This is a genomic window from Parashewanella sp. 2210YD4-3, assembly GCF_056591735.1.
In genome coordinates, this window is record NZ_JBWQOG010000003.1 from 15,976 (window position 1) to 41,278 (window position 25,303).

At 40.7% G+C, this 25,303-nt stretch carries 17 protein-coding genes, 1 tRNA gene and 1 other annotated feature; of the genes, 2 read left to right on the forward strand and 16 right to left on the reverse strand.

The window, feature by feature from the left end; translation table 11 throughout:
- Window positions 1–205: 205 nt before the first annotated feature.
- From ltrA (AC1EU0_RS05375) to acs, 16 genes are all read right to left on the reverse strand, one after another.
- Window positions 206–1,678: a group II intron reverse transcriptase/maturase gene (gene ltrA / locus AC1EU0_RS05375; RefSeq protein ID WP_480301002.1), complete on the reverse strand. Its 1,473-nt coding sequence runs from the start codon at window positions 1,676–1,678 to the stop codon at window positions 206–208.
- An 838-nt stretch (window positions 1,679–2,516) separates the two neighbouring features.
- Complete coding sequence (locus tag AC1EU0_RS05380; RefSeq protein ID WP_480301003.1) at window positions 2,517–5,258, reverse strand: M16 family metallopeptidase; 2,742 nt, start codon at window positions 5,256–5,258, stop codon at window positions 2,517–2,519.
- Window positions 5,259–5,611: 353 nt separating this feature from the next.
- The gene (ltrA, locus tag AC1EU0_RS05385; RefSeq protein WP_480301005.1) at window positions 5,612–7,084 is read right to left on the reverse strand and encodes a group II intron reverse transcriptase/maturase; all 1,473 of its coding nucleotides are present in this window, start codon (window positions 7,082–7,084) and stop codon (window positions 5,612–5,614) included.
- 671 nt (window positions 7,085–7,755) lie between these two features.
- Window positions 7,756–9,006 carry a tyrosine-type recombinase/integrase gene (locus AC1EU0_RS05390; RefSeq protein ID WP_480301006.1) on the reverse strand — a complete coding sequence of 417 codons (1,251 nt, stop codon included), beginning with the start codon at window positions 9,004–9,006 and terminating at the stop codon, window positions 7,756–7,758.
- A gap of 323 nt (window positions 9,007–9,329) precedes the next feature.
- Window positions 9,330–9,417 (reverse strand) — tRNA-Ser (locus AC1EU0_RS05395).
- 129 nt (window positions 9,418–9,546) lie between these two features.
- Complete coding sequence (gene hisIE, locus AC1EU0_RS05400) at window positions 9,547–10,164, reverse strand: bifunctional phosphoribosyl-AMP cyclohydrolase/phosphoribosyl-ATP diphosphatase HisIE (protein WP_480301007.1); 618 nt, start codon at window positions 10,162–10,164, stop codon at window positions 9,547–9,549.
- Between the two features lie 7 nt (window positions 10,165–10,171).
- Complete coding sequence (gene hisF / locus AC1EU0_RS05405; RefSeq protein WP_480301008.1) at window positions 10,172–10,948, reverse strand: imidazole glycerol phosphate synthase subunit HisF; 777 nt, start codon at window positions 10,946–10,948, stop codon at window positions 10,172–10,174.
- Window positions 10,930–11,667 carry a 1-(5-phosphoribosyl)-5-[(5-phosphoribosylamino)methylideneamino]imidazole-4-carboxamide isomerase gene (gene hisA / locus AC1EU0_RS05410; RefSeq protein ID WP_480301009.1) on the reverse strand — a complete coding sequence of 246 codons (738 nt, stop codon included), beginning with the start codon at window positions 11,665–11,667 and terminating at the stop codon, window positions 10,930–10,932. The genes hisF and hisA overlap by 19 nt, the downstream gene beginning before the upstream one ends.
- Window positions 11,668–11,669: 2 nt before the next feature.
- Window positions 11,670–12,293 (reverse strand): imidazole glycerol phosphate synthase subunit HisH, encoded by a 624-nt coding sequence (hisH, locus tag AC1EU0_RS05415; protein WP_480301011.1) that lies wholly within the window; start codon window positions 12,291–12,293, stop codon window positions 11,670–11,672.
- On the reverse strand, window positions 12,293–13,381 hold the full coding sequence (hisB, locus tag AC1EU0_RS05420) for a bifunctional histidinol-phosphatase/imidazoleglycerol-phosphate dehydratase HisB (protein ID WP_480301012.1): 1,089 nt from the start codon (window positions 13,379–13,381) through the stop codon (window positions 12,293–12,295). The genes hisH and hisB overlap by 1 nt, the downstream gene beginning before the upstream one ends.
- A complete protein-coding gene (hisC, locus tag AC1EU0_RS05425) occupies window positions 13,378–14,436 on the reverse strand; it encodes a histidinol-phosphate transaminase (RefSeq protein WP_480301014.1) in 1,059 nt (352 codons plus the stop codon). The genes hisB and hisC overlap by 4 nt, the downstream gene beginning before the upstream one ends.
- Window positions 14,436–15,737, reverse strand: coding sequence for a histidinol dehydrogenase (gene hisD, locus AC1EU0_RS05430; protein WP_480301015.1), 1,302 nt, complete (start codon window positions 15,735–15,737; stop codon window positions 14,436–14,438). The genes hisC and hisD overlap by 1 nt, the downstream gene beginning before the upstream one ends.
- Before the next feature lie 5 nt (window positions 15,738–15,742).
- Window positions 15,743–16,639: an ATP phosphoribosyltransferase gene (hisG, locus tag AC1EU0_RS05435; RefSeq protein ID WP_480301016.1), complete on the reverse strand. Its 897-nt coding sequence runs from the start codon at window positions 16,637–16,639 to the stop codon at window positions 15,743–15,745.
- Window positions 16,640–16,700: 61 nt separating this feature from the next.
- Window positions 16,701–16,824: a sequence feature (His leader region), on the reverse strand.
- A gap of 238 nt (window positions 16,825–17,062) precedes the next feature.
- Window positions 17,063–17,326, reverse strand: a complete 264-nt coding sequence (locus AC1EU0_RS05440) for a GrxA family glutaredoxin (RefSeq protein WP_480301017.1) — start codon at window positions 17,324–17,326, stop codon at window positions 17,063–17,065.
- 236 nt (window positions 17,327–17,562) lie between these two features.
- The gene (gene radD / locus AC1EU0_RS05445) at window positions 17,563–19,296 is read right to left on the reverse strand and encodes a DNA repair helicase RadD (RefSeq protein ID WP_480301019.1); all 1,734 of its coding nucleotides are present in this window, start codon (window positions 19,294–19,296) and stop codon (window positions 17,563–17,565) included.
- A 230-nt stretch (window positions 19,297–19,526) separates the two neighbouring features.
- A complete protein-coding gene (acs, locus tag AC1EU0_RS05450; RefSeq protein ID WP_480301021.1) occupies window positions 19,527–21,482 on the reverse strand; it encodes an acetate--CoA ligase in 1,956 nt (651 codons plus the stop codon).
- Window positions 21,483–21,766: 284 nt separating this feature from the next.
- Between acs and AC1EU0_RS05455 the strand changes: the two genes are divergently transcribed.
- Window positions 21,767–23,173, forward strand: coding sequence for a hypothetical protein (locus tag AC1EU0_RS05455; RefSeq protein ID WP_480301022.1), 1,407 nt, complete (start codon window positions 21,767–21,769; stop codon window positions 23,171–23,173).
- Between the two features lie 288 nt (window positions 23,174–23,461).
- Window positions 23,462–25,054: an ABC-F family ATPase gene (locus AC1EU0_RS05460; RefSeq protein WP_480301023.1), complete on the forward strand. Its 1,593-nt coding sequence runs from the start codon at window positions 23,462–23,464 to the stop codon at window positions 25,052–25,054.
- Window positions 25,055–25,303 lie beyond the last annotated feature (249 nt).

A 25,303-nucleotide genomic window follows, 5' to 3' on the forward strand; every position in this document is an offset into this window, starting at 1 on the left:
TGATATTGCTAATATTAGTACTAAGGAATTGTTTGAAGCTATGCATGTTTTGTCCATTGGTGAGTCAGTTCTGAATGAAAGCTGACTCGGCTTTGTCGAGTAGACGACACCTGTTACCAAGTGCCGCCCCTCTAAGAACCCAGCGTGCAACTTTCACCGCACTAGGCTCAAGCCTTCACAAAGGCACCTGTTGGCACCCAGCAACTTATAAAGCAGTGAGAGTAGGCTCATTCCAAGAGTTACGACTTTGCCTTTTTGACTTTCTCTTTGCCAAGTATTCTTGGTATTGAGGATCAAAAGGCATAGCGGCATTCCTGATTTTCACATGTCTCTCTATTGGCACCTTGGCTATTTGAAACAGATTGAACTGACAATCTATATTCTTGATCTTCTGCCAACCGTGAAATTGCCATTGACCTTGGCGGTTGATGAAGTATTTAAGGGCTATCCAAGTTTTCGATTTTGTTGGATGGCGCCTTTTTGCCCAGTGCCATAACGTTTGGAATAGCTTGTGACCTACATATCCGAATACCTGTTTAGCCACGCAGTGTCGATAGTAATTCGACCAACCCCTGAGTTTCGGATTTATCAATTTGATTAATTCGTTAACAGGAGTGGTTGCGTGTTTTTTTATGAGTTTACGCAAATTACTCAAGAACAGTAGCGTGTTGTGTTTACTCGGTTTAATGAGTAGTTTCCCTTTGTACTTTCTATGGTTAAAGCCTAGGAAATCAAAACCACTACTAATGTGGGTAATGTGCGTTTTCTCTTCGGAGAGTGTTAAGCCTCTTTCTGCTAGGAAGTCAGCAATCAACGGTTTGATATCGTTCTCCAGCACTTCCTTTGAAGCACAAGTGACGACGAAATCATCGGCGTATCCAATAAAGTTGGCTCTAGTACCCTTTTTGAGTGCAGTAGACTTTATGCGTTGCTCAAGCCCTGCAAGTGTCATTAGCATCAAGGTTGGGGATATGACCCCGCCTTGTGGTGTACCCTCTTCAGTGCGATAGAACAACCCTTTGTCCATAAAGCCAGACTTTAACCATTGTTCCAACATACGTTTATCGACGGCAATGTTATCCATAAGCCATTGATGCCCGATATTGTCGAAACAAGCTTTGATATCTCCCTCGAGAACCCATTGAGCAGAGCGTTTCATAGCCAAGCACTTGAAGCACTGCGCTATAGCATCGGCAGTACTGCGGTTTGGTCTAAAACCATAGCTATTTGGGTCAGCAATAGTTTCAGATATAGGCTCTAATGCAAGAAGATGTAACGCTTGTTGCGCTCTGTCAATCATACAAGGGATGCCTAATGGTCTGAGCTTGCCGTTTTTCTTGGGAATGTAGATACGCTTGAGCGGTTTGGCTTGATATGCTTTTCTGCTCAATTGATTGACAGCTTTCATGCGGCGTGTATCTGTATTCCAGATGACGCCATCAGTTCCAGGTGTTTTACTGCCTTTGTTTTGTGATACTCGCTTAATAGCAAGAAGCTTTGCTGACCGCGAGTGAGTCAGTATCCACTGCAACGCTTTCGCTTTGCCGTGTTTACCTTCTCTTGTTGCCTTTGCAATACGCATTTGAAGCTTTAAAACGTGGGATTCAACGGTTTTCCAGTTTATGGATTGCCATTGAGCGCTGTGAGGAGAGGCACTAATCTCTTTTGAAATCATCATTTGCATTTCTCCTTGAATAAAGTTCTTCGAATTCTCTTGCAACGGAAGACCCGTCGGAAGTCAGCCCACTTTCGTGCCAGATATGTATCTGTATCTGCATCGTTACAATGCAGCCTTCGCTTTTTCCAACGTCCTCTACCTGCATCACTATCGGCCAAAGTGGCTTTCCCAGAGGGAGTGATACAGGCTTACCGTGTTCCGTATGTCGCGCAATGTCAGTTTAGATGCCCGCTATAGTGCGGAGAGTTCAATGATCACGAAAGAGCATGGGGCAATCTCTTTCCGACTCTCTTGCCTTTTGGCTACAGCGTAAAAACCACTTCCGCTGATTCATCACATAACGCACCTTATGCGGATTCACGTATGTTCATCATGCTGACTGCCTAGCACTCACCCAATTTTGTGGTTATCAGGAGGATCGTCCTCTCACGATTTAGATCCCGATTGGCAAACGCCAACCTTCGTTACATTGTCAGAGCCGCTACTTTATTCAGGCTCCTAGGCTCATCTGGTGATACAGATGGTTCACTCATTTAGCGGTGAACAGCGCTTCATACGACCTCACGTCGCACGCCCCAAAGTGTGTTAGCTCGGTTACCAAAAGTTTTCTGCATGAGTGGTTGGTTTCAGTCAGTATCAGTAATGGCGGCAACAGTAAATATATGTGAAGAGAAAACAATGAATATTTTGAAGTATTTCGCAGTTTTTACTTTGGATTCCTGTTTAGTGATTTTTTCCACTAATATTAGTTTTTTGAGTGAATATTATTAGTAAATATCGCGCCCTTAGCCTTAGTAGTAGCATATAAGAGCGCAATAACTATTGAATATATGAGATTTTATTTAATTACATTGCCATAAACATCCCATGTTTCTACATCACCTAAATTCAATGAACGTACACTTTGCTCAATTTTCTTTAAGTCACCAACAATTACCCACGTTAATTGTTCAGGTCTCAATGTTTGTTTAGCCAGCTTTTTAATATCGCTAAGTTTCACGCGTCTGTACTTTGTTGACTTCTGTTTATCTGCGTCGAAAGGAAGTCCATAGCGAGCAGAATCCATCATGCTACTTAAATAACCATTATTAGATGCGAATTTTGAAGGTAAAGAGCGATTCTTACTCAACATATCTCGATGCAGTTCGTCAGCTTTAATAGGCTTACTGCTTACAAAAGCACTTATTTCCTTTTTAAGCTCTTTAATGCTTTCAATAGTTTTATCTGTTTGAAATTTACCTTCTGCCAAAAAGAACATGTCCCCATTCGAGTTAAAGCTAAAGGCTGAGCCTGCTCCATATGTCCAGCCCTTATCCTCTCTTAGGTTCATATTAATTCGGCTATTGAATCCTCCACCTAAAGCGGCATTCATCAACTCAAGTGCTTCTGCTGTTTCATGGTTATAAGGTGAAACACCATGACCAACAGTAACTTGAGTTTGTACTGAATTAGGTGAGTTGACCAAAATCACTCTGCCTTTTTGAGATTTCACTTTGCCGATGTTTTTTACTTTTGAGTTACCTTGAGTTTCCCAAGCTTCAAATGCTTCATTTAAATACTCTTCAGCACGTTCGATATCGACATCACCTACTAAGTAAACAGTTGTTGTTTTCGGTGATAATTCATTCTTGTGAAATGCAATGAGATCTGTTCTTGTAAGTGCTTTCAAGCCTTCTCTTGTCCAAGTCGAACCCAACGGAGAATCAGCTCCAAACAGTGCTCTTTGAAATAAAGTTCTGCCTGCTGAGTCAGGATTTCGTTCTAAATTTAAAAAATACCCTTCAGAATTATCTTTGTATTTTTGTAACTCATCCTCGGGAAAAGTTGGATTCACAATTGTTTCAGCGGCTAACAGAAGTGATTCATCAAGCTTATTTGAAATAATATCAAAACTAAATTCTGAAGTTTCTGTATAGGCACTAGCTTTTGGGTTCATTGCTATTTGCTTGAATGCTGTTGCAAGTTCATTGGAATTGTATTTTTGAGTTCCTTTTAATAATTGAGAGAACACTGTGCTAGCTGTTTTAGGACTATACGCATAGTCTGCACCACTACCCGTTGCAAATTCAAAAGCAACGGACACTACTGGTACTTTTTTTCTGGTAGCAACAACAAGCTTCATTCCATTATCTAAAGTGCTTGTTCTGATCTCTGGAAATTTCACATCGCCCACATCTCCAACTTTAGGGATCTTCGACCAATCAACGTTACTTTTGGCTTCTATGGTATTTGGGGATGGTAGAATTTGTAGCTCAAAGTAAGGCTTTTTCAGCCACTTGTTTGCAACTAATTTTATTTCTGACTTATCAACATTGTTTGACCAAGATAACGATTTTTTAAAAAATAGTGGGTCATTATAAAAAAGTTCACCTCTCACTAGATACCGTCCAATATTAGAGGTGCTTTCCATGGATTTAATAGTATTGCTATTGAACTCATAAACAGAGCTCGACAATAAATCACTGTCCGGTCCTGATTTTAAGTATTTATCTAGTTCTGCATCCAGTACCTTTGCAACTTTAGATACATCTACCCCAGGTTTAATCACCACTTGGACATTAAACAATCCTGACAAAGATTGAGAGTGAGCCGATGCTGAAACGCTGGATGCATATTTCAGTTCATCTACGAGTATTTTATTTAATGGTGCATTTTTATCACCGGCTAATGTCTTACTGACGAAAGTCAATAAATTTGCATCTTTGGTTCTATGATTAGGGATTGGCCAGCTTCTGATCAATAGAGGAGCGCCAATTTTGTCGTAAAGAATTTCTTTTTTTATTGAAGAAAGCTCTGGCAGCCATTCTGTCAATTTATTCATTGCCTTTCCGGTTCTTGCTCCACCGAAATAATGTTCTACTTTTTCTTTAGCCGCAGCTGTATCAATATCACCTGCTAATACTAGTATGGCATTAGAGGCACCATAATAATCAGTAAACCATTGTTTGACATCTTCTAACGAGGCTGCATTAAGATCTTCCATGGAACCGATGACATTATGGTGATATGGATGGTCTTTTGCATGAACACCTTTCAAAAGAGTTTGGTATGCTTTTCCATATGGACTATTTTCACGCTGTCGCTTTTCATTTTTAACAACCTTACGTTGCTCGTCTAATGCTTCTTGAGTTACGGCACCAAGAAGATTATTCATACGATCGGACTCCATCCACAGTGCCATATCCAAAGCAGAGCTTGGTACTGTCGCATAATAATTTGTTCGATCTTGGTTAGTTGTACCGTTCATATCTACAGCACCAGCTTTGGTGAATGGAAGAAAGTATTCACCGTCTCTATTTTCAGTGCCTTGGAACATAAGGTGCTCAAATAGATGAGCAAAACCTGTTTTACCTCTCGGTTCGTCTTTAGAACCTACTCCATACCACATTCCCACGAAAACACTAGGGGTAGAACGGTCTTCATGAACTAATACTCTTAACCCATTATCAAGTGTAAACCGTTCATAGTTGATACTAATTTTTTCAGAGTTTTCATCCCAAGCGAGTGAACTCGTGCATATTAATAACCCTGAAAGGTTTATACCTAACCTCGTAAAAAATTGTCTACTTACTTTACCCATTAAAATCAACGTCCTTTTAATCGTTATAGATATCGAAAATGTACTTCTATATTGCAGAGTACATATATACTCACAGTCCATTTTTCAGAGAAAAAATAACAATTTAAAAACAAAAAGAATACAAATTTTGTACTACGAAAGTCTGGTTGGTGGATTTTTATCCGCCTAATTGGTTTTTAATCATAAGGAGGAAAAACAGACGAGGTGAAGAACGCAACATTTTATTTTTTAGCAAGCTTTTGTCGGATAAACGACACCTGTTACCAGATGCCGTTCTCCTAAGAACCGTACGTGCAACTTTCACTGCATACGGCTCAAGCCTCCACTAAGGCATATTATGTTACCCAGCAACTTCACAATGCAGGCATGACAGGCTCAAACCAAGAGTTTCTACTTTGCTTATTGAGCTTACGCCTTTGTAAATAGGCGATGTACTCCGGATCATAAGATGTAGCAGTTGCTCTAATTTTCACATGTCTTACAATTGGAGTTTTGGCTATTTCTACAAGGTTAAACGCACAATCCATATCCGCTATTTTCTGATGACCATGAAATCGCCAGTAGCCATTTCGATCTAGAAAATACTTCCTTGCTACCCATTTTCGTCCTTTTGTTATGTGCTTTCTAACAGCCCATCTCCATAACGCTAGGAATAGTTGATGCCCTACATAGTCAAAGACCTTCTTTGCAACGCAATGGTGATAATAATTCGCCCATCCTCTCAGTTTTGGATTTAACAACTTGATTAAATCATTTACTGACATAGTTGCATGCTTCTTGATGAGTTGACGCATATTACGCAGAAATAACAGTGTATTGCGCTTGCTTGGTTTAATAAGCAGTTTGCCTTTGTACTTTCTGACATTGAATCCCAGAAAGTCAAAACCATCATTAATGTGCGTTACATGCGTTTTCTCAACCGAAAGTGTTAAGCCTCTTTCTTGCAGAAATAAAGCAATTTGCGGTTTGACTTCGTTAACAAGCACGTCTTTTGACGTGCCTGTAATAACAAAATCGTCGGCGTATCCGATGAAGTTGATTCTATCGCCCGTTTTTGATGCGACTGACTTAACCAGCTGCTCTAGGCCTGCTAGAGTCAGTAACATTAACGTTGGTGAGATTATTCCACCTTGCGGTGTCCCTTCTTCCGTTTTGTAGAATAAGCCTTTATCGATAAAACCACATCCAAGCCATTGCCTCAGCATTCGTTTATCTGTTTGAATGTTATCGATTAACCATTGATGGCCAATCTTGTCAAAACAGGCTTTTATGTCACCCTCAAGCACCCACTGTGCTGATGCTCTTTGACTCAAACAAATGAAACATTGAGCAATAGCATCAGCCGCACTACGGTTCGGTCTAAACCCGTAGCTGTTTGCGTCGGCAACAGTTTCAGATATCGGCTCTAATGCTAGAAGATGTAACGCTTGTTGCGCTCTATCATTCATACACGGAATGCCTAATGGTCTGAGTTTGCCGTTTTTCTTGGGGATGTAGATACGTCTGAGCGGTTTGGCTTTGTAGCCTCTACGCTTCAATTGATTAGCCGCAATCATGCGACGGTTGTCGGTGTTCCAGATGATACCGTCAATTCCTGGCGTTTTACTGCCTTTGTTTTGTGATACTCGTTTTACAGCAAGAAGTTTTGCTGACTTCGAGTGAGTTAGTATCCATTGTAAAGCTTTTACTTTACCTCGTTTACCTTCTCTAGCTGCCTTTGCAATACGCATTTGAAGTTTTAATACGTGCTGTTTAATCGCTTTCCAGTTAATGGATTGCCATTGTGCAGCGTAAGGAGAGGCACTAGTTTCAGATGAAACCATCATTTGCGTTTCTCCATCAATAAAATTCCTCAAATTCTCTTGCAACGGGAGACCAGCTGGAAGTGGGCTCACTTTCGTGCCAGACATAAATCTGTATCTGCATCATTACAATGCAGCATTCGCTTTTTCCAGCCTCCTATACCTGCACCACTATCGGCCATCTTCGCAGACGGCTTTCCCAAAGGGAGCGATACAGGCTTACCGTGTTCCGTATGTCACGCAATGTCAGGTTAGATGCCCACAATAGTGCGGAGAGATTTGTTGATCACGAAAGAACATTGGACAATTTCTTTACCTACTCTCATTGCCTTTTGGCCACAGTGTATAAACCACTTCCACTGCTCCATCGTATAACGCACCTTAAATGGATTCACATATGTTCATCATGCTAACTACCTAGCACTTACCCGATTCATGTGGTTATCAGGAGGAACGTCCTCTCACGATTATTTTCCCGTCGAATCGACTTCATTACATTGTCAGGCTCGCTGCTTTATTCAGAGCCCTAGGTTCAACCGGTGATACGGCAGGTTCACTCAAAGCGGTGAACAGCGCTTCATACGACTTCACGTCGCACGTCCAATAGCGTGTTTGTAATACTCTGCTTTTGTTGGTTTTTGCTCGCTTAAATCGAGTCGCTTAAGATTCAAGGCGAGCAGATTATCATTGTTTAGTCACTTGGTTCGAGTAAAAGAGTCTGATAGAAGTTTACTGTCAAAAACTTGATACGAGCCAACGGCATGTTTGCTAATGTGGTTGCTCCACCATTGCATGATTTTCTTTCTTTTCTTTAAATAGGTTGTACGCTTATAGGCTGCTCGGATTTTATTGGGTTCTACGTGCGCTAAGGCGGCATCCACTGCTTCAGGATGAAAACCCTTTTCATTCAATGTCGTGCTGGCCAGAGATCTAAAGCCGTGTGCAGTTGTTTTATTTCGAAGACCCATTCTGCCTAGTGCTTTGTTGATTGTTTCAGCGTCAGTTGCTTTACGATACTTATATCTAGAAGGGAAAACATGTTCAAGATGACCACTTAGTGGTCTTACTGCTTCCAAGATAGCTAAAGTTTGTGTTGTTAATGGAACCTTGTGCTCTTTGTTCATCTTCATCCGTTCTGGTGGAATCACCCATACTGCTTTTTCTATATCTATTTCACACCATTTAGTGCCTGCGGCTTCAGCAGGACGAACCATGGTATGAAGTTGCCATTCGATAAGACATCGAGTACCGAAGTAAATATTGGCACTGGCGATGGCTTGCATCAGCTCTTTTATATCATCAGGTTCCATTGCCCGAAGATGAGTTACTTTGGGTTTACGAAATACTTTATTGATACCCACTAATGGATTGAAATTGATCAAGCCGCTGTTAACGGCATAATTCATCACTTCATTCATAAGCTGCCCACAGCGTTTGACCATTTCAAGTTTGCCTTGCGCTTCAACTGGCCTAAGAATTTGGATGGCAATGGGGGCGGTGATTTCTTTTATTGGTATTGAACCAAGGGTAGGGAACACGTAGTTTTCTAGTTTACGCCAATTATCTGAAATGGTTTTAGGCTTTAGATGGCCTTCTTTGGTTGCTTTCCATTGTTGAGCTAAGGCTTCAAAGGTGTTTGTTTTCTCCTCTGCATAAATTCGTTTTTGTTCAGAGAGAAATAATTGAGGATCTATTCCCTCAATGAGTTTTCCTCTGTAAATCGATGCTTTCTTTCTAGCATCAGCAAGACTTACATCGGGAAATGAACCTAACCCCATGAATGTTTTCTTTTTGGTTGTTGGTTTTGTATATCTAAATTCCCAAAACTTAGTTTGGTTTACTTTCACTAGTAGATATAACCCTCCGCCATCAGACTTTCGAACAACCTTTCCTTGAGATCGTATGGCTTCGATAGCTTTTACTGAAAGTTTGTTGAGTACTGGCATATGTCCTCCAAAGTGTATGACCGTAAATGGAGCTTAAAGCTTCGAAAAAGTAGTCATACACTTTATTTAACACCAAGATTTTTAAAGACAATTTAAGAGTTTTTATTGATCTGTCATGTTTGGGTTAATGTGTTGAGCTTCAAATTTAGAGATCTAAGAGTGTATGACTAATTACTTCAAAAACATTGAATCATACACTTTGTCATACACGCAAATCGTGGAACAGTCTGGAAGAGTTCGGACTGGTTTGGACACTAACTGATTGTTTAAGCTGAATTTAAGGCATTAAAAAAGACGTGCTTGGACATCTCTAGTATGGAGTTTGGCGGTGAAGGTGGGAGTCGAACCCACGATACGTTTCCGTATACACACTTTCCAGGCGTGCTCCTTCGGCCACTCGGACACTTCACCGTTTTGTTGTTGAGAATTGCGAGACTTCGCTATCAACGGGGCGCTACTTTACGCAAAAGCCGATACTCGGTCAAGCTAAAATCTTGTATCGGCGCTTAAGTGGATAAATGCTAGACGTTTTGCTTTGTTTTACTGCTTATGTCTTGATTGCAAACAGCTTATCGTATCTTTAAGTGATAAGTTTTGTGACTCTAGCAATACCATTAAATGAAAGAGTAGATCGGCACTTTCGTTAATGAGTTCTTCTTTATCATTAACTGTGGCGGCAAGTGCGACTTCAACACCTTCTTCTCCTACTTTTTGGGCGATTCGTTTTACACCTGAATCAAATAACGATTTGGTATAGCTACTTTCACTGTCTGCGTTTTTTCTGGTCTTGATAAGTTGGGATAAGCCAAGTAAAAACGGTTGTGCGTTTTCATCACTCCAGCAGCTGGTGGTGCCAAGGTGGCAGGTTGGCCCGTTAGGAATCGCTTGAATCAATAGGCTGTCGTTATCGCAATCAATACTGGCCGATATTAGATTGAGAATGTTGCCAGAACTTTCACCTTTGACCCATAGCCTTTGTTTACTTCGGCTAAAGAAAGTGACTTGTTTGGTGGTTAATGTTTGATTGAGTGCCTCGACGTTCATATAGCCAAGCATCAATACTTGGCCTGATTGATAGTCTTGAACAATGGCAGGAACTAAGTGATTTTGTTTTTTCCAGTTGATGCTGGATAAGTTTGTTAGGGTAATCTTTGTCATCTTGTTCTCAGTCGATTCTGGTTGGTATTCGGTTATTGGCTAATTGCTGTTTTAATTCACTAATGGCGATTTCTTGCTTGTGAAATACGCTAGCGGCTAGGGCGCCATTAACATTGGCTTGTTCGAAAACATCAATAAAATGCTGAATATTGCCTGCACCGCCAGATGCAATAAGTGGTACTGAACACATGGATCTGACTTGCTGTAATTGCTCTATGTCGTAGCCTTTTTTAACGCCATCTTGGTTGATGGCATTAAGCACGATTTCACCACAGCCCAGTTGTTGCACTTTTTCTACCCAATCAAGCGTGTACCAATCGGTAAATTGTGTCGTGGAGTCAGAGCCTGTGAATTGTTTTACTTTGTAACTATTACTGGCTTGGTCGTGATATGAGTCAATACCAACCACGATACATTGCTTGCCAAATTTGTCTTGCATTCGTGTGATCAATTCAGGTTCGGTAAGTGCTGGGGAGTTAATTGAAATCTTATCTGCACCGTAAGCCAAAATCTCTCTAGCATGTTCTAGGGTTTTTATGCCGCCAGCGACACAAAATGGAATGTTGATCACTTCGGCCACTTGGCGAACCCATGATTTATCAACTTTATTGCCGTAAGCACTGGCGGTAATGTCGTAAAACACCAACTCATCAGCGCCTTCGTCTGAATACCTTGCTGCGAGTTCAACAATATCACCCATGATTTTGTGATTGGTAAATTGCACGCCTTTTACTACTTTGCCGTCGCGTACATCTAAGCAGGGGATTATCCGTTTTGCCAGCATTGGATTGCCTCCTCAACCGTAAATTCATTAATCAATAATGCCTTACCAACAATGACACTTGGTGCCCCAGATTGTTTAACCTTGTTAATGTCTTCAAGGTTACCGATGCCACCAGAGGCTTGCCATTGAACCTTGGGGTATTGCTGCGATAACGCTTTATATAAGTTGACGTTTGCGCCTTGTAAGGTGCCATCGCATGATATGTCGGTGACTAAACAGTGTGTGACGTCGTAGGCTTGGTAAATATCAAGCACGCTTTCTAGAGTGATGTCAGAATTATCTTGCCATCCCGAAGTTGCCACACACTTTTTTCCATTTTCCATGATGTTTATATCAAGTGCCAAGCAAATGCGTTCTGCACCAAATCGTTCAAAGCATTGCTTGACGATTTCAGGTTGGCTAACGGTTAATGAGCCAATTACGACACGCTTTACACCAATATTTAGCAATGCTTCAACTTGTTCTATTTTGCGTATTCCACCGCCAACTTGGATATTGGCAGATAATGATTGAGTTAGAGTTTTTATAAGAGAAAGTTGACGTTTTTCAGGATATTTTGCCCCAGTTAAATCCACAAGGTGAAGCCATGTTGCGCCTTGCTGTTGATAGGATTGCAATTGCGTTAGTGGATCAACACTAAAATCCGTTTGTTTTGCATAATCCCCTTGGAAGAGGCGAACAACTTTGCCGTCAATTAAATCAATCGCTGGGATGATCATTATTATTCAATCCTTAAACTTAGAAAGTTACTCAGAATGGCTGCGCCTGTTTTACCGCTTTTTTCTGGGTGGAATTGCAAGCCGATAAAGTTGTCTTTGGCAATGGCTGCACTGAACTCGTTACCATAATTACTGCTAGCAATGGTGTGGTCGCTGATAGGTGCACCATAACTGTGTACAAAATACACAAAGGCGTTATCAGCAATGCCATCAAAAATTGGATGTTTCATATTGCTGAGCTGGTTCCATCCCATATGAGGTAAAGGTTGGCCTTGGCTTTCTAGGTGTTTAATTTGTGTTGGTATCACTCCAAGTCCATTTATTAGTGCACCGTTATTGGACTCTTGTGACTCTTGAGTCAGTAGTTGCATTCCCAAGCAAATGCCTAAAACAGGCTGGGTGAGTTGTTGTATGGTTTCAATTAAACCTTTATTTGTGATGGACTGCATCCCTGATTGTGCTGAACCTACGCCCGGTAATATCACTCTTGCCGCTTGTTTAATTATTTTAGTATCATCACTAACGATAACGTCATCCGTTAAACGTCTAATGGCTTGATAAACGGAGGTGAGATTACACACTCCTGTATCAATAATCACAGTGCTATTTGTTGCTGAATTTGCCATTAAAGTGCTCCCTTACTAGACGGTAGTACATCAGACTCAATCTTAATAGCTTGACGTAAACATCGACCAAGAGCTTTAAATTGTGATTCAACTAAGTGGTGTTGATTTTCACCTTTGGCGGATATGTGCAAGTTGCACAGTAAGCCGTCTGATAGAGAGTGAAAGAAGTGCGGCACCATTTCTGTCGCCATTTCACCAACTTGGTTGCGAGTGTAGTCAACATCATATTTGAAGTAAGCACGACCTGATAAGTCGATTAAGCACTGAGCTTGAGTTTCATCCATTGGTAAACTAAATCCAAATCGTCCAATACCACGTTTATCCCCTAATGCCTTTTTCATGGCCTGACCGAGAGCAATACCGGTATCTTCTATGGTGTGGTGATCGTCGATGTGCAAATCACCAGATACATCAACGTTAAGATAAAAGCCTGCATGAGTGGCTATCTGATCGAGCATGTGATCGAAAAAGCCAATGCCTGTGCTGATTTGACTTGGTAATAAGCTATCAAGGTTTACTTCGATATTTATCTTGGTTTCTTTAGTATTACGTTCAACACGAGCTTGGCGTGATGATCGAGTCAATGATTCGACAATAGCATCCCAATTCAGCATATCACGGTCGTAGTTAATGCCTTTTATGCCCATTGCATCAGCCAGTTGAATATCGGTTTCCCGATCACCAATAACGGCTGAAGTTTCAAAGTCAATGCAGCCATTTACCAGTAAGTGTTTTACTAAGCCGAGTTTGGGTTTGCGGCAACTACAGTTATCGCTGTCAAAGTGTGGGCAAATAAGTTCGTCTTCAAATTTCACACCTTGGCTAGCAAAGAGGTTCATCACGAACTGATGTGACTCTTCAAAGTCAGCTATTGGAAAGGAATTTGTGCCTAAACCATCTTGATTGCTGATCAAAATCAGTTTGTAGCCCTTACTTTGAAGTTTGAGTAAGGCTGGAATGACATTAGGTTCAAGTTCAACTTTATCGAGTCTATCCAGTTGCTTATCAATTTCAGGCTCTTTGACTAATGTGCCATCACGATCGATAAGTAAGATTTTGGTTTTTGTTGTAGGGATATATTGTGTCATGCTTGTTCTCCAGCATTTAAAGCGTCTATCAATCGTTGTGTCTGAGCTTCATCAGCAATGGTAAAACGAATGCAGTAGGCAAGTTGCGGACTAGAGTAACGACGTGCCAAAATGCCGTTTTCAATCAAGTTTTGCCAAACTGTTTCGGGATTAGTAAATTCGGCTAAAACAAAATTTCCGAAGCTGTCAAAGTAGGGGATTTCTACTTGCTTAAAATAATCCTCTACTCGTTGTTTCTGTTGAGTAAGTTCTGAAACTTGCTGTCGCATGAGTTCAATACCCATTGGAGATAAGGCTTGTTGTGCTATTTCAGCTACTGGAGATGGCACTGGATATGGCGCAATTACTTTACTCACTAATTCAATAACTGATGAATTTGCCAATAGGAAACCACATCGCAATCCTGCTAAAGCAAAGGCTTTGGATAGGGTACGAAGCACCACTAAGTTAGGATAATTTTCTAGCAAACCAACAACAGAGCTTACGGTTGCAAACTCGATGTAGGCTTCATCGACTACTACAAGTTGTTGCGGAAATTTCTGAAGTACTTTTTCTATTGATTCAACTGAAACAAGGGTTCCGGTTGGGTTATTAGGGTTACAAACAAAAATCAGTTTTGAATCAATAACAAGATTTTCAAGATCAGGCAGTACAAATTCATCTGTAAATGGAATTGCTATGGGCTTCACGCCACAGGTTTCGGCAGAAATAGCGTACATGCCATAGCTTGGAGCAAAGTAGCTAATGCTGTCTTGGCTCGGAGTACAAAAGGTTCTAATTAATAATTCAATTGCTTCATCAGCACCACGAGTACAGAGAATTTGATTTTGATTAACTCCTGCGTATTCGCTATAGCGTTGATTGAGCTTTCGAGGTTGCGGCTCTGGGTAGCGATTAACATCAGCTAACGCGACTTGCTCAATATTGCAGAAAGGTGATTCATTGGCGTTGATCATCACTAGCGCTTCACCACCAATTCTTCGTGCGCTTTCATAAGGCACTAAATCCATTAAGTCAGGTCGTTGTAATTGAGCGATCCAATCAAGGTTTTTCATCAACGCAGCTCCTTTAAAATGGCTTGCTTTCGGACTTTGGCGGCATTGGCGTGAGCTTCAAGTTGCTCTGCATTGGCTAAGGTAATAACGGCATCTGCGATTGCCAAAAAGCCTTGTTGATTGAGACTTTGTACCGTGTAACGTCTTTGAAAATCAGCCAATGAAAGACTGGAGACTGATTTTGCATAACCATAAGTAGGTAAGACATGATTGGTACCACTGGCATAATCGCCCATCGATTCAGGTGAATAAGCGCCTAAAAAGATTGAACCTGCATTTCTAAGTGAGCTGAGTAATTTTCTTGGTTCTTGCGTTTGAACAATTAGGTGTTCTGGTGCATATCGGTTCGATATTTCAACAGCTTGCTGTAAATCATCAACGATAATAACTCGACTCTGAGTTAAGGCTTGTGAAGTGATTTCATGCCTTGGCAGTTTCGTAAGTTGATCTTTAACTTCGTCACTTACAGCTTTAGCTAGTTTTATGCTGGTAGTAATACAAATACATTGTGAATCAACACCGTGCTCAGCTTGGGAAAGTAAATCTGCGGCCACAAATTCAGCATTGGCTTGCTCGTCAGCTATCACCAACACTTCCGAAGGTCCAGCTGGCATGTCAATGGTCGTAGAGGTTCTATTATCACTGGCAATGGCACTTTTGGCGGCTGTCACATAGCGATTACCCGGACCAAAGATTTTATCGACAGGTTTGATGGTTTCAGTGCCAAAAGCGAGGGCTGCAATGGCCTGTGCGCCACCTAATTGATAAACCTCAGTAACACCACATTGTTCTGCAATGGAGAGAATTGCAGGGTGAATAGGTGGTGGCGATACAATGACTCGACGTTGGCAACCAGCTAGCATAGCAGGGAGAGCAAGCATTAGAGTGGTTGAAAGTAATGGAGCTGTTCCACCCGGTATATATAAACCAACAGACTGGATAGCTTCAGTTCTTAATTCACATTCGATGCCTTTTGTGGTTTCAATTTGTATGGTTTGTTGTGCTTGAGCAGTATGAAAACGTTGGATATTATCAAAAGCTACACCGATAGCTTTCTTTAGTTCATCATCAAGTTGTGAGTTAGCCGCACGAATATCCGTTTGAGAAATGGCTAAGTCATCAATATCGATATTATCGAGCTTAGAGGTTAATGCTTTTAAAGTTTGATCGCCTCCTTTTATCACTTGTTCGATGATGGCATTAACGTTAATAGATACATCTGTATCTTGAATCAACTCGGTTCTGGATAATGCTTTAGTTTTTTCAGTATTATCTAAACTAGACCACTCAAGTATTTGCATTGTCATTACCTCATCATTTTTTCGATAGGCAAGATCAAAATCGAACTGGCACCTAAGTCTTTCAGTTTTTCCATGGTGCACCAGAATATATCTTCTTTACTGACAGCGTGAACAGCCACTGAGTCATCATTGTGTGTAAGATCCATAATGGTTGGGTTCTCTGCCCCCGGAAGAAGTGCAATTACATCTTCTAATGATGATTTCGGTACGTGCATCATTATGTATTTACTTTCATTAGCCTGCATTACACCATCAATTCGGCAGAGAATTTTATCTATCAATGCTAATTTGATTTCGTTCTCAATAGAGGGGCTTTGAATTAAGCAGGCTTTTGAACGGAAAATAACGTCTTGTTCTACCAAACCGTTGGCTGCGAGCGTGGCACCAGTTGATACTAAGTCGCAGATAGCATCTGCAAGTCCTGCTCTTGGCGCAACTTCCACTGAGCCTTTAAGTTCACAGTCTTGAACGGTAAGTCCTTTTGAATCCATATATTGCTTGAGTAGATTAGGGTAGGAAGTAGCGATGCGGGCATCATTCAAGCTTTCAATGCCACTGTATTCTTGCTCTGATGGAGTGGCAATGGATAAACGGCATTCACCAAAGTTGAGGACTTTGATTTTTTGATACTTGGCAGGGGAGTTGAGTTTTTGCCGAGTGAGTTGTGTTTCTACGAGTACGTTTTCACCCACAATTCCAAGGTCAACCACGCCATCCATGACTAAGCCGGGAATGTCATCGTCACGAACGCGAAGCATATCGATATCAAAATTATCGGAGTGGGCGATAAGGGTTTGCTTGCTAAACATGAATTTAATGCCGCAGGTTTTTAAAAGCTGAATGGATTCATCCGCTAGGCGACCTGATTTTTGAATGGCGATTCTAAGTCTGTTAATACTCATTGTGATTCCTGATGCTTGGTGCCATTTGCTGGTGTGAATGGCATAAATTAATTGAAAGTAGATACGAAAAAGCCCCTGAATTCCTTCAGGGGCTTTAACATTACAATTCGAGTATCAGGCCACCGGAAGGAACATACCTCCGGCGAATAACAACCGAAGGCTATCGCATATGATGATGGTGATGATGCTTGATAACGTTCAGTTGTAATGTCATGTCTAAATCCTGTTCTATGTACGTATAAATAACGAAAAAAAGTCGTTTATGCTTTAGTCTTATTTAAACTATCTGGCTTTGAAAAAAAATGCAATAGAGGAATTGTGAATTTTTAATTATATTAAATGAATAAATAGGAGGGTGTCGAAAGACTTATTTTGAATTTTGTAGGAATTTGCCTGCCGTAACAGGCAAATAAAAGCAATTGGCTAGCTTAGAAGTAAGCCGTTTTTAGCCACATAAGCTTCAAACTCAGTGCATCCGCCAATATATTGATCATCAAGAAGAACTTGAGGAACAGTACGTACATCAACACCTATTTTTTTACTGAGTTCTTCTTTTGAAATGTTTTCTGCATACATGTCTGTATAGGTGAAATCAAAATCATCACGCTTTTGTTTTAACATTTCAGCAATTTGTACTGCTCGTGTGCAATACGGGCAACCCGGACGCCCATAAATGGTTACTTGCATTGTTACTCCTGTAACTTGTATTTGATATTGAGTTGTACTGTATACGGCAAAATAAAATGGTGATTTCAATGCTGGTAAAATCTACACTTTACGTCATACCCGCGGAGGCGGGTATCCAGAGTCTTTCGGTTGTTTGGCAAAAGGCACTGGCCTCCTGCCTTCGCAGGAGTGACAAAATTTAACACATTGCTGTGTACAGGGATAAGTATTTTTATACCATAGCAAGACCTGAAATTCTAAGTTTTACTTTCAACTTGATATCGACCTTTATAATCAAAAAAGCTATCAATCCATTGCCAGCCTTTTTTTTCTTTTTTCAGTAATAACATATCGGGCTTTCTGAACCTTGATAAGTCGTTGATGACATCTTGTGGTTTTTTATATTTAGGGTGTTGAGTCCCCGGAACTTTGGTGTGCGGGTGAACAAATAATGCGAACAATGCACGAATTTGGGCCGGTGTTTCCATTTTAAAGTATCGATTAAAATCATTACCTTCTATGTCTATATATTGGACTTTCAAGGTGGAATTATCTGCATGTAGCAGCATATCTTGGCATTTGAATAAGTGATGATGTTGTTGGGATAACACTTGCTTTAAACGTTTGTCTGGATCAATCAAAGTCGAATTACAACTCTGGCAAACTCTGGCTGCAATGTCGTTTTCTTCACCACAGTTAGGGCAAGATTTTGAACGAAAATGAAAGTCACATTGTTGTGTTTTACCATTATGTTCAACGATTCCTTGGCAGCGTCGACCAAAATGTTCAACTAGATCACCGTCGTCATCGGTAATTCCCCAAAACGTATTCGCAAACTCACAAACAGGGCAGTGAACTTGAACGGGGACACTTTTACTATTTGGCTTTGCTTGTCCAACTTCAGGAAAGTAAAGATCATAGCCATTAGCCGCATAATCAATGACTAAACACTCTTCTTTACCGTCGGCTAAGCGTAGACCTCGTCCAACCATCTGCTGGAATAAGCTAACTGAAGCAGTTGGGCGTAAAATAGCAATGAAATCAACGTGCGGTGCATCAAAGCCAGTGGTTAATACGGCCACATTGACCAAAAATTTAAACTGCTTTTGTTTAAACGCTGAAATGTATTGGTCGCGATCGGCCTGAGGGGTTTCAGCTGTGATCAACACTGAGTCGTCATCAAGGTACGTCATGACCTCTTGGGCATGACGTACGGTAGCCGCGAATATGATTACGCCTTGCCTTTGTTTAGCTAGCTCGATGATTTGATTGGTAATCGCTTTAGTTGCTCGTCCTGCGTGATTCAGTAAATTGTCTACTTTTTGTTGATTATATTCGCCCGTTTCTGATGGTTGAATTGAGCTAAAATCATATTGTGCAGAAACGCCATCCAGTACCTTTGGAGGAGTTAAAAAGCCTTGCTTGATCAAAGGTCGAAGCGGTAGTTCAAAAATGCACTTTTCAAAAATAGGCTTATCATCGTTTCCCATTTTGCCGTGATAATGATGACGGTAAATCCAGCCACTGCCTAAGCGGTAAGGCGTTGCGGTTAAACCTAATAGTCGTATCTGTGGATTGATGGTTTTTAAGTGAGATAACAGTTGCTGATACTGACTGTTTTCATTCAAACTCACACGATGACATTCGTCTATGATAACCAGTGAAAATGGCGTATTAAATTTTTCGATAGCCCTTGATGCCGATTGAACACTGGCGACAACTGTTTTACCTTGAGTTTGTTTCTTTTTCAGGCCAGCAGAATAAATATCCGCATCTTCAGTAAGTAATCCCACTTTTTCAGCGTTTTGCTCAACGAGTTCTTTAACATGGGTGAGAATTAACACACGACCTTTGGCGATTCTTGCGAGTTCTGCAATAACAATACTTTTACCTGCGCCTGTTGGCAGAACGATGACGGCAGATTCTGTTGAGGATTTGAAATGAGTAATGGCAGCATCGACGGAGTGCTGTTGATAATCCCTGAGTTTCACTTTAAATATTTTGATGATAACTAATCGTTAGACTTTAACACGATAACTTGATGAATGCAGGGGAGTTAGGCTAGTGAAAGATAAATCAATGTCAGATACATGAAGAGGGGAAATAGTGTGATAAGACAACCGTCCGTGGCAGGATGTCACGGTCGTCAGCACATGGACGTGCGTTTCTGTTGACGTTCACACTATTTTTCCGTTGTATTTAAACCTGCATGCTTCAAGCATTAACCACAATGCGGTGGATTAATTCTATTTTCAATAAGCTGTTCAATGACAGCAGGTTCAGCCAAAGTGGAACTATCACCAAAGTTTTCAAAATCATTAGCAGCGATTTTACGCAAAAAGCGACGCATAATTTTTCCACTTCGAGTTTTAGGCAATTCAGGTGCCCATTGAATGGCGTCTAGAGAAGCCAAAGCCCCCAAATGCTGTCTGACCCATTGAGTTAAAGTATGTTTTAATTCATCCGTCGGTGCAGTGTTTTCCGTCAAAGTGACGTAAGCGTATATGCCTTGTCCTTTGATATTGTGCGGATAACCGACAACAGCGGCTTCGGCAACCGTTGTGTGACTGACCAAAGCGCTTTCAACTTCTGCTGTTCCCAAACGGTGTCCTGAAACGTTAAGTACATCGTCAACACGGCCTGTGATCCAAAAGTACCCATCTTTATCGCGTCTCGCGCCATCACCCGAGAAGTAATAGTTTTCGAAAGTGGAGAAATACGTTTCTTCAAAGCGCTGGTGGTTACCATATACGGTACGCATCTGTGATGGCCAAGAGCCAGTAAATACTAGATTTCCTTCACCTGCGCCTTCGATAATATTTCCTTCATTATCGACTAGCTCGGGTTTGATACCAAAAAATGGCAGCGTGGCGGCACCGGGTTTTGTAGCCGTTGCCCCCGGTAATGGCGTGAGCATTGGCGCGCCTGTTTCGGTTTGCCACCAAGTGTCGACAATTGGACATCGTTTTTTACCGATAACGTCGTGATACCAAAGCCATGCTTGAGGGTTTATGGGTTCACCAGCGGTTCCCATCAGACGCAGTGAATCGCCATTATAACTCTCAAAGTTTTCCTCACCTTTTGCCATTAGTGCTCGAATAAGCGTTGGCGCTGTATAGAGAACGGTGACGTTATGACGGTCGATCATTTCACCAATACGCGCAGCAGAAGGGTAGTTAGGTATGCCTTCATGCATCACAATAGTCGCGCCGTTACATAATGGAGCATAAACCATGAAGCTGTGTCCTGTGATCCATCCTACGTCAGCAGTACACCAGTGGATATCGTCTTGTTTATAGTCGAATACATATTCGTGAGTCATGGAGGTATAAACCATATAGCCACCAGTTGTATGTAATACGCCCTTGGGTTGGCCTGTTGAACCTGAGGTGTAAAGCAAAAATAGCGGATCTTCTGCGTTCATTGCTTCTGCTAGGTGTGTATGATCAACTTGAGCACATGCCTCTTGCCAACAAATATCACGATTATCCACCCAAATAGCACTGTTGCCTGTGTGTTGGTAGACGATTACCGTTTCGATTTGTCCTTCATCTAATTGTTCTATCGCATGGTCGACATTGGCTTTCAGTGGAGTGATTCTTCCGCCACGGACACCTTCATCTGCGGTAATAATGACTTTTGAATTCCCATCTTTTACACGCGAAGCAATCGCATCAGGAGAGAAACCGGCAAAAATGACAGAATGTGGCGCGCCAATTCGAGCACAAGCTAGCATAGCAATAATGACTTCAGGAACCATTGGCATATAAATGGTAACGACTTCGCCTTTGGTTACACCCTTAGATAGCAATACGTTAGCAAATTGACAAACACGTTCATGCAATTGGCGGTAAGTGATGGTTTGTTGGTTACTGGCATCATCACCTTCCCAAATAATGGCAACCTTATCACCTTGAGTTTCCAAATGGCGATCTAAACAGTTATAGCAGGCATTTAACTGACCATCTTCAAACCAATTAATATGAATATTGCCTTTTTGGAAACTGGTATCTTTGACTTTTGAATAAGGTGTGAACCAATGAAGTCGCTTTCCGTGTTCTCCCCAAAACTCCTCTGGCGATTCGATAGATTGCTTATATAGAGCGTGATAGCCCTCGGTATCTATGTTGGCTTGTTGTGCAAATTCTTGTGTAGGAGGGAACAGAGTATCTTTCATTATTGCTTTTCCTTGCATGTGTCTGTTTGAATGGTTGAGATTTCTTGTTGTTATTCTTAATCCCTTTCTCTTAGGAAGAACTAAAGGCTTGTAACACAAGGCGCTTTACTCTTTTATCTGGATAATATCAAAACATGCAACAGCAGAATGTAAGACTTTAGTCTTGCTATTTGTGGATTTCAGCTACTTGGAATCGGACATTAGCTATTTACGCAAAATTCACCTAATTCAATACCATTCGACTATGCTTTATACGATTATTTAGAACAAAGAGGTTTTAAGGAATGAACTGTAAATGGATAATTTTAGTATTTATTTCGACTCTGCTCGTAATGAATAAAGCACCTGCTGTAGAGATAAATGTTACACAAATACCTGGAAATGATCCTTTAAACTTATCTTTTACAACACCCATCGGGTTTATGAAAATCAGAAATGTTAATAACAATTATCCGACGGGGCTCCATATTAAGCATAGAGATAGCGGACGTAGCTTTACTATTTACCCTTCTAGTGGTGTACGTAATTCCAATCCACTAGGTTTTTATCCGTCATACAATAAAATTGTAAATGATATTGACAATCCTGGACAGCAAGTGAGGAGATTGAAAGTTAACTTTCCATTTCCATTGACGGCCGCTGGGCATGCGGGCTTCCCATTGGGTAAAAACCAATACGATGTTTACATTACTGATGTTAATGGTTCTATTATTAGCGATGCAGCACAAACGGTATCAGAAGAATCAATGCCTGTTGAGTTTAGTGGTGGTAATGGGGAGCCATTAAAAATTTACCTTGAGTTTAGTTCACACTTTAATTTTAAAGAAAAAGCCATTTCAAATGTTGATAAAATTTATCTCTCCCTAACAAGCAAGAGTTTTTCTGTACCAAAAATTCAAACTGATATTTCGGCTTCTCCACTTGCTGCATATGATCAAACCGGACATATATTCACTACTTTCGCAGGAAGAAAACCAACAAATAGTTATCTTACATCCGATAAAAATTCATTACTTATACAGGCTATTACGGTTTATGACGGTGATTTCTATCAGTCTGAATATCGTAAGAAATATACTCAAATCGGTTTTCTTCCTCGCGTTATTATTACTAATGAAATATTTAATCAAGCTAAGCCAAAGTCAGGATGGTATGACATTAGTTTACAGGCTGAAAATTTGAACTATAAAGGAAGAAAAAATTTAAGATTATCACCTCGATATTTACTTAGCGATAAACCTATCTTTGATAAAACGCCTATCAGTTCAGAAATTACTGACTTAATCACTCTTGTGAACACTAACGATTGGAATCGTTACTTTGACCCTAAAAAATTGTCAAATGAAGTCTTCCATCATCAACGGTTTTACATTGTGAGCAGTTATGATTCGCAAGGTCGGATAGAATTGAAGTCCATTGAATCACGATACGGAAGCGCAGCTCACCCTGCGTTTACTTTATATCTAGATGAAATTGCTAATGGAGATAACGTTTGGTATGGCAGTTCTGTGCGTTGGTTTTCAGCAGGGAAAGGAGATAAATTAATTGTGAGAGATGGTTATTTAGGCTGGCATGATCCCCGTGGTAAATATGCATTTCTTAAACTTCATAACGGTCAACTTGCAAAAGGTGAAGCAGCTCCAAAAGTTGGAACTGTTTTTACATTTAACTGGGCAAAACCATCCCAGTAAATTGGCTAACGGCCTCTAGGGGCCGTATATGGTCTCTATTATTTCCACGAGTTACAGACTCACCACTCTTCTATGAATACATGTTTTTAAGCCCTTTAGTGTTAATTTATGTCATTCAATATGAAGTTTTATTGATTAAGCGATAGCCCAATTATGAACATATACTTGGGTGTTATTTGAACTATTTACCAAACTTAATCATATCCAAGGTAAATTTTCTGGTTATCGCTTGGGTGAGTGCGTATAATTTCGCTGTTTTTTTCTCTTCATTAATTCGGAAGTTTCTCAGTGATCACAACTGCAAATATCACAATGCAATTTGGCTCTAAGCCATTGTTCGAAAATATCTCTGTAAAGTTTGGTGGTGGTAACCGCTATGGCTTAATTGGAGCAAATGGCTGTGGTAAATCCACGTTCATGAAAATTCTTACTGGCGAACTAGAGCCGTCTAGCGGTAACGTTTCTATCGATGTTAACGAGCGCGTCGGTAAATTAAGCCAGAACCAGTTTGGCTACGAAGAATACAGCTTGATTGATACTGTGATCATGGGACATACCGAACTTTGGGCTGTTAAGAGAGAGCGTGATGCTATTTACGCAATGGCTGAAATGTCAGAAGAAGACGGAATCAAAGTTGCTGATTTAGAAATGCAGTATGCGGAGATGGATGGTTATTCAGCAGAATCTCGTGCTGGTGAATTATTATTAGGTGTAGGCATTGGTATTGAATCCCACTTCGGTTTAATGTCAGAAATTGCGCCGGGCTTAAAGCTTCGTGTGCTTTTGGCTCAAGCTCTGTTCTCTGATCCAGATTTACTTCTGCTTGACGAACCAACCAACAACTTGGACATAGATACCATCCGCTGGTTGCAAGAAGTGCTCAACGAACGTCAAAGCACCATGATCATTATCTCGCATGACCGTTACTTCCTAAACTCAGTTTGTACGCACATGGCTGACTTAGATTACGGTGAGCTAAAAATCTTCCCTGGCAATTATGATGAGTACATGACCGCGGCATCACAAGCGCGTGAGCGTATGCTTTCTGATAATGCTAAGAAAAAAGCACAAATTGCCGAACTACAGGGCTTCGTTGCTCGTTTCTCTGCTAATGCTTCAAAAGCTAAGCAAGCGACGTCTCGTGCTAAACAAATTGATAAGATCAAACTTGATGAAATCAAGCCATCAAGTCGTCAGAATCCGTTTATCCGATTCGAACAAGAGAAAAAGCTATTCCGTAACGCTTTAATGGTTGAAAAATTATCTAACGGTTATGACGAACTACTGTTCAAGAATCTGAATATGATTGTTGAAGTGGGTGAGCGTGTTGCCGTATTAGGTGAAAACGGTATTGGTAAAACGACGTTACTAAGAACCTTAATACACGATTTACCGCAAAAAGACGGCTTAATCCAATGGTCAGAGAACTCTAACATTGGTTATTATGCTCAAGATCACGAATCTGATTTTGAAAATAACATGACACTGTTCGACTGGATGAGCCAATGGCGCCAACCAAACGATGATGATCAATCTGTTCGCGGTATTCTAGGTCGCATGTTATTCAGTGCTGATGATATTCAGAAAAAAGTCCAAGTTCTATCAGGTGGTGAAAAAGGACGTATGCTTTTCGGTAAGCTGATCATGCAGAAGCCAAATATTCTGATTATGGATGAGCCAACCAACCACATGGATATGGAAACCATTGAAGCATTGAATAATGCGCTTGAAATGTTCGAAGGCACTTTAATGTTCGTCAGTCACGATCGCGCATTCGTATCATCGCTTGCTAATCGCATTGTAGAACTTAGCCCAGAAGGCGTGACTGACTTCAAAGGTAGCTACGATGAATTCCTTGCTAGTAAAGGGATTGAAGGCTAATTAGCTTCTTCTAAATTGAATGCGTTTGTCGAAAGGTAAGCGCATTTTTTTCTTGTTATATATAAAATTGCCTCAATTAAAATCCTATAACATTAAGATCAATTAAAAGTGCTTTAATCAGGCGAGATATTTTTATATTTCTGGGGGATACCTAGATCATCTCTTAAATCACTTGTTTTTTGAAATTAAACTTCCATTCAATATTTATTCATTGTATCTATGGTAAACATAATATATTCATACATTTAC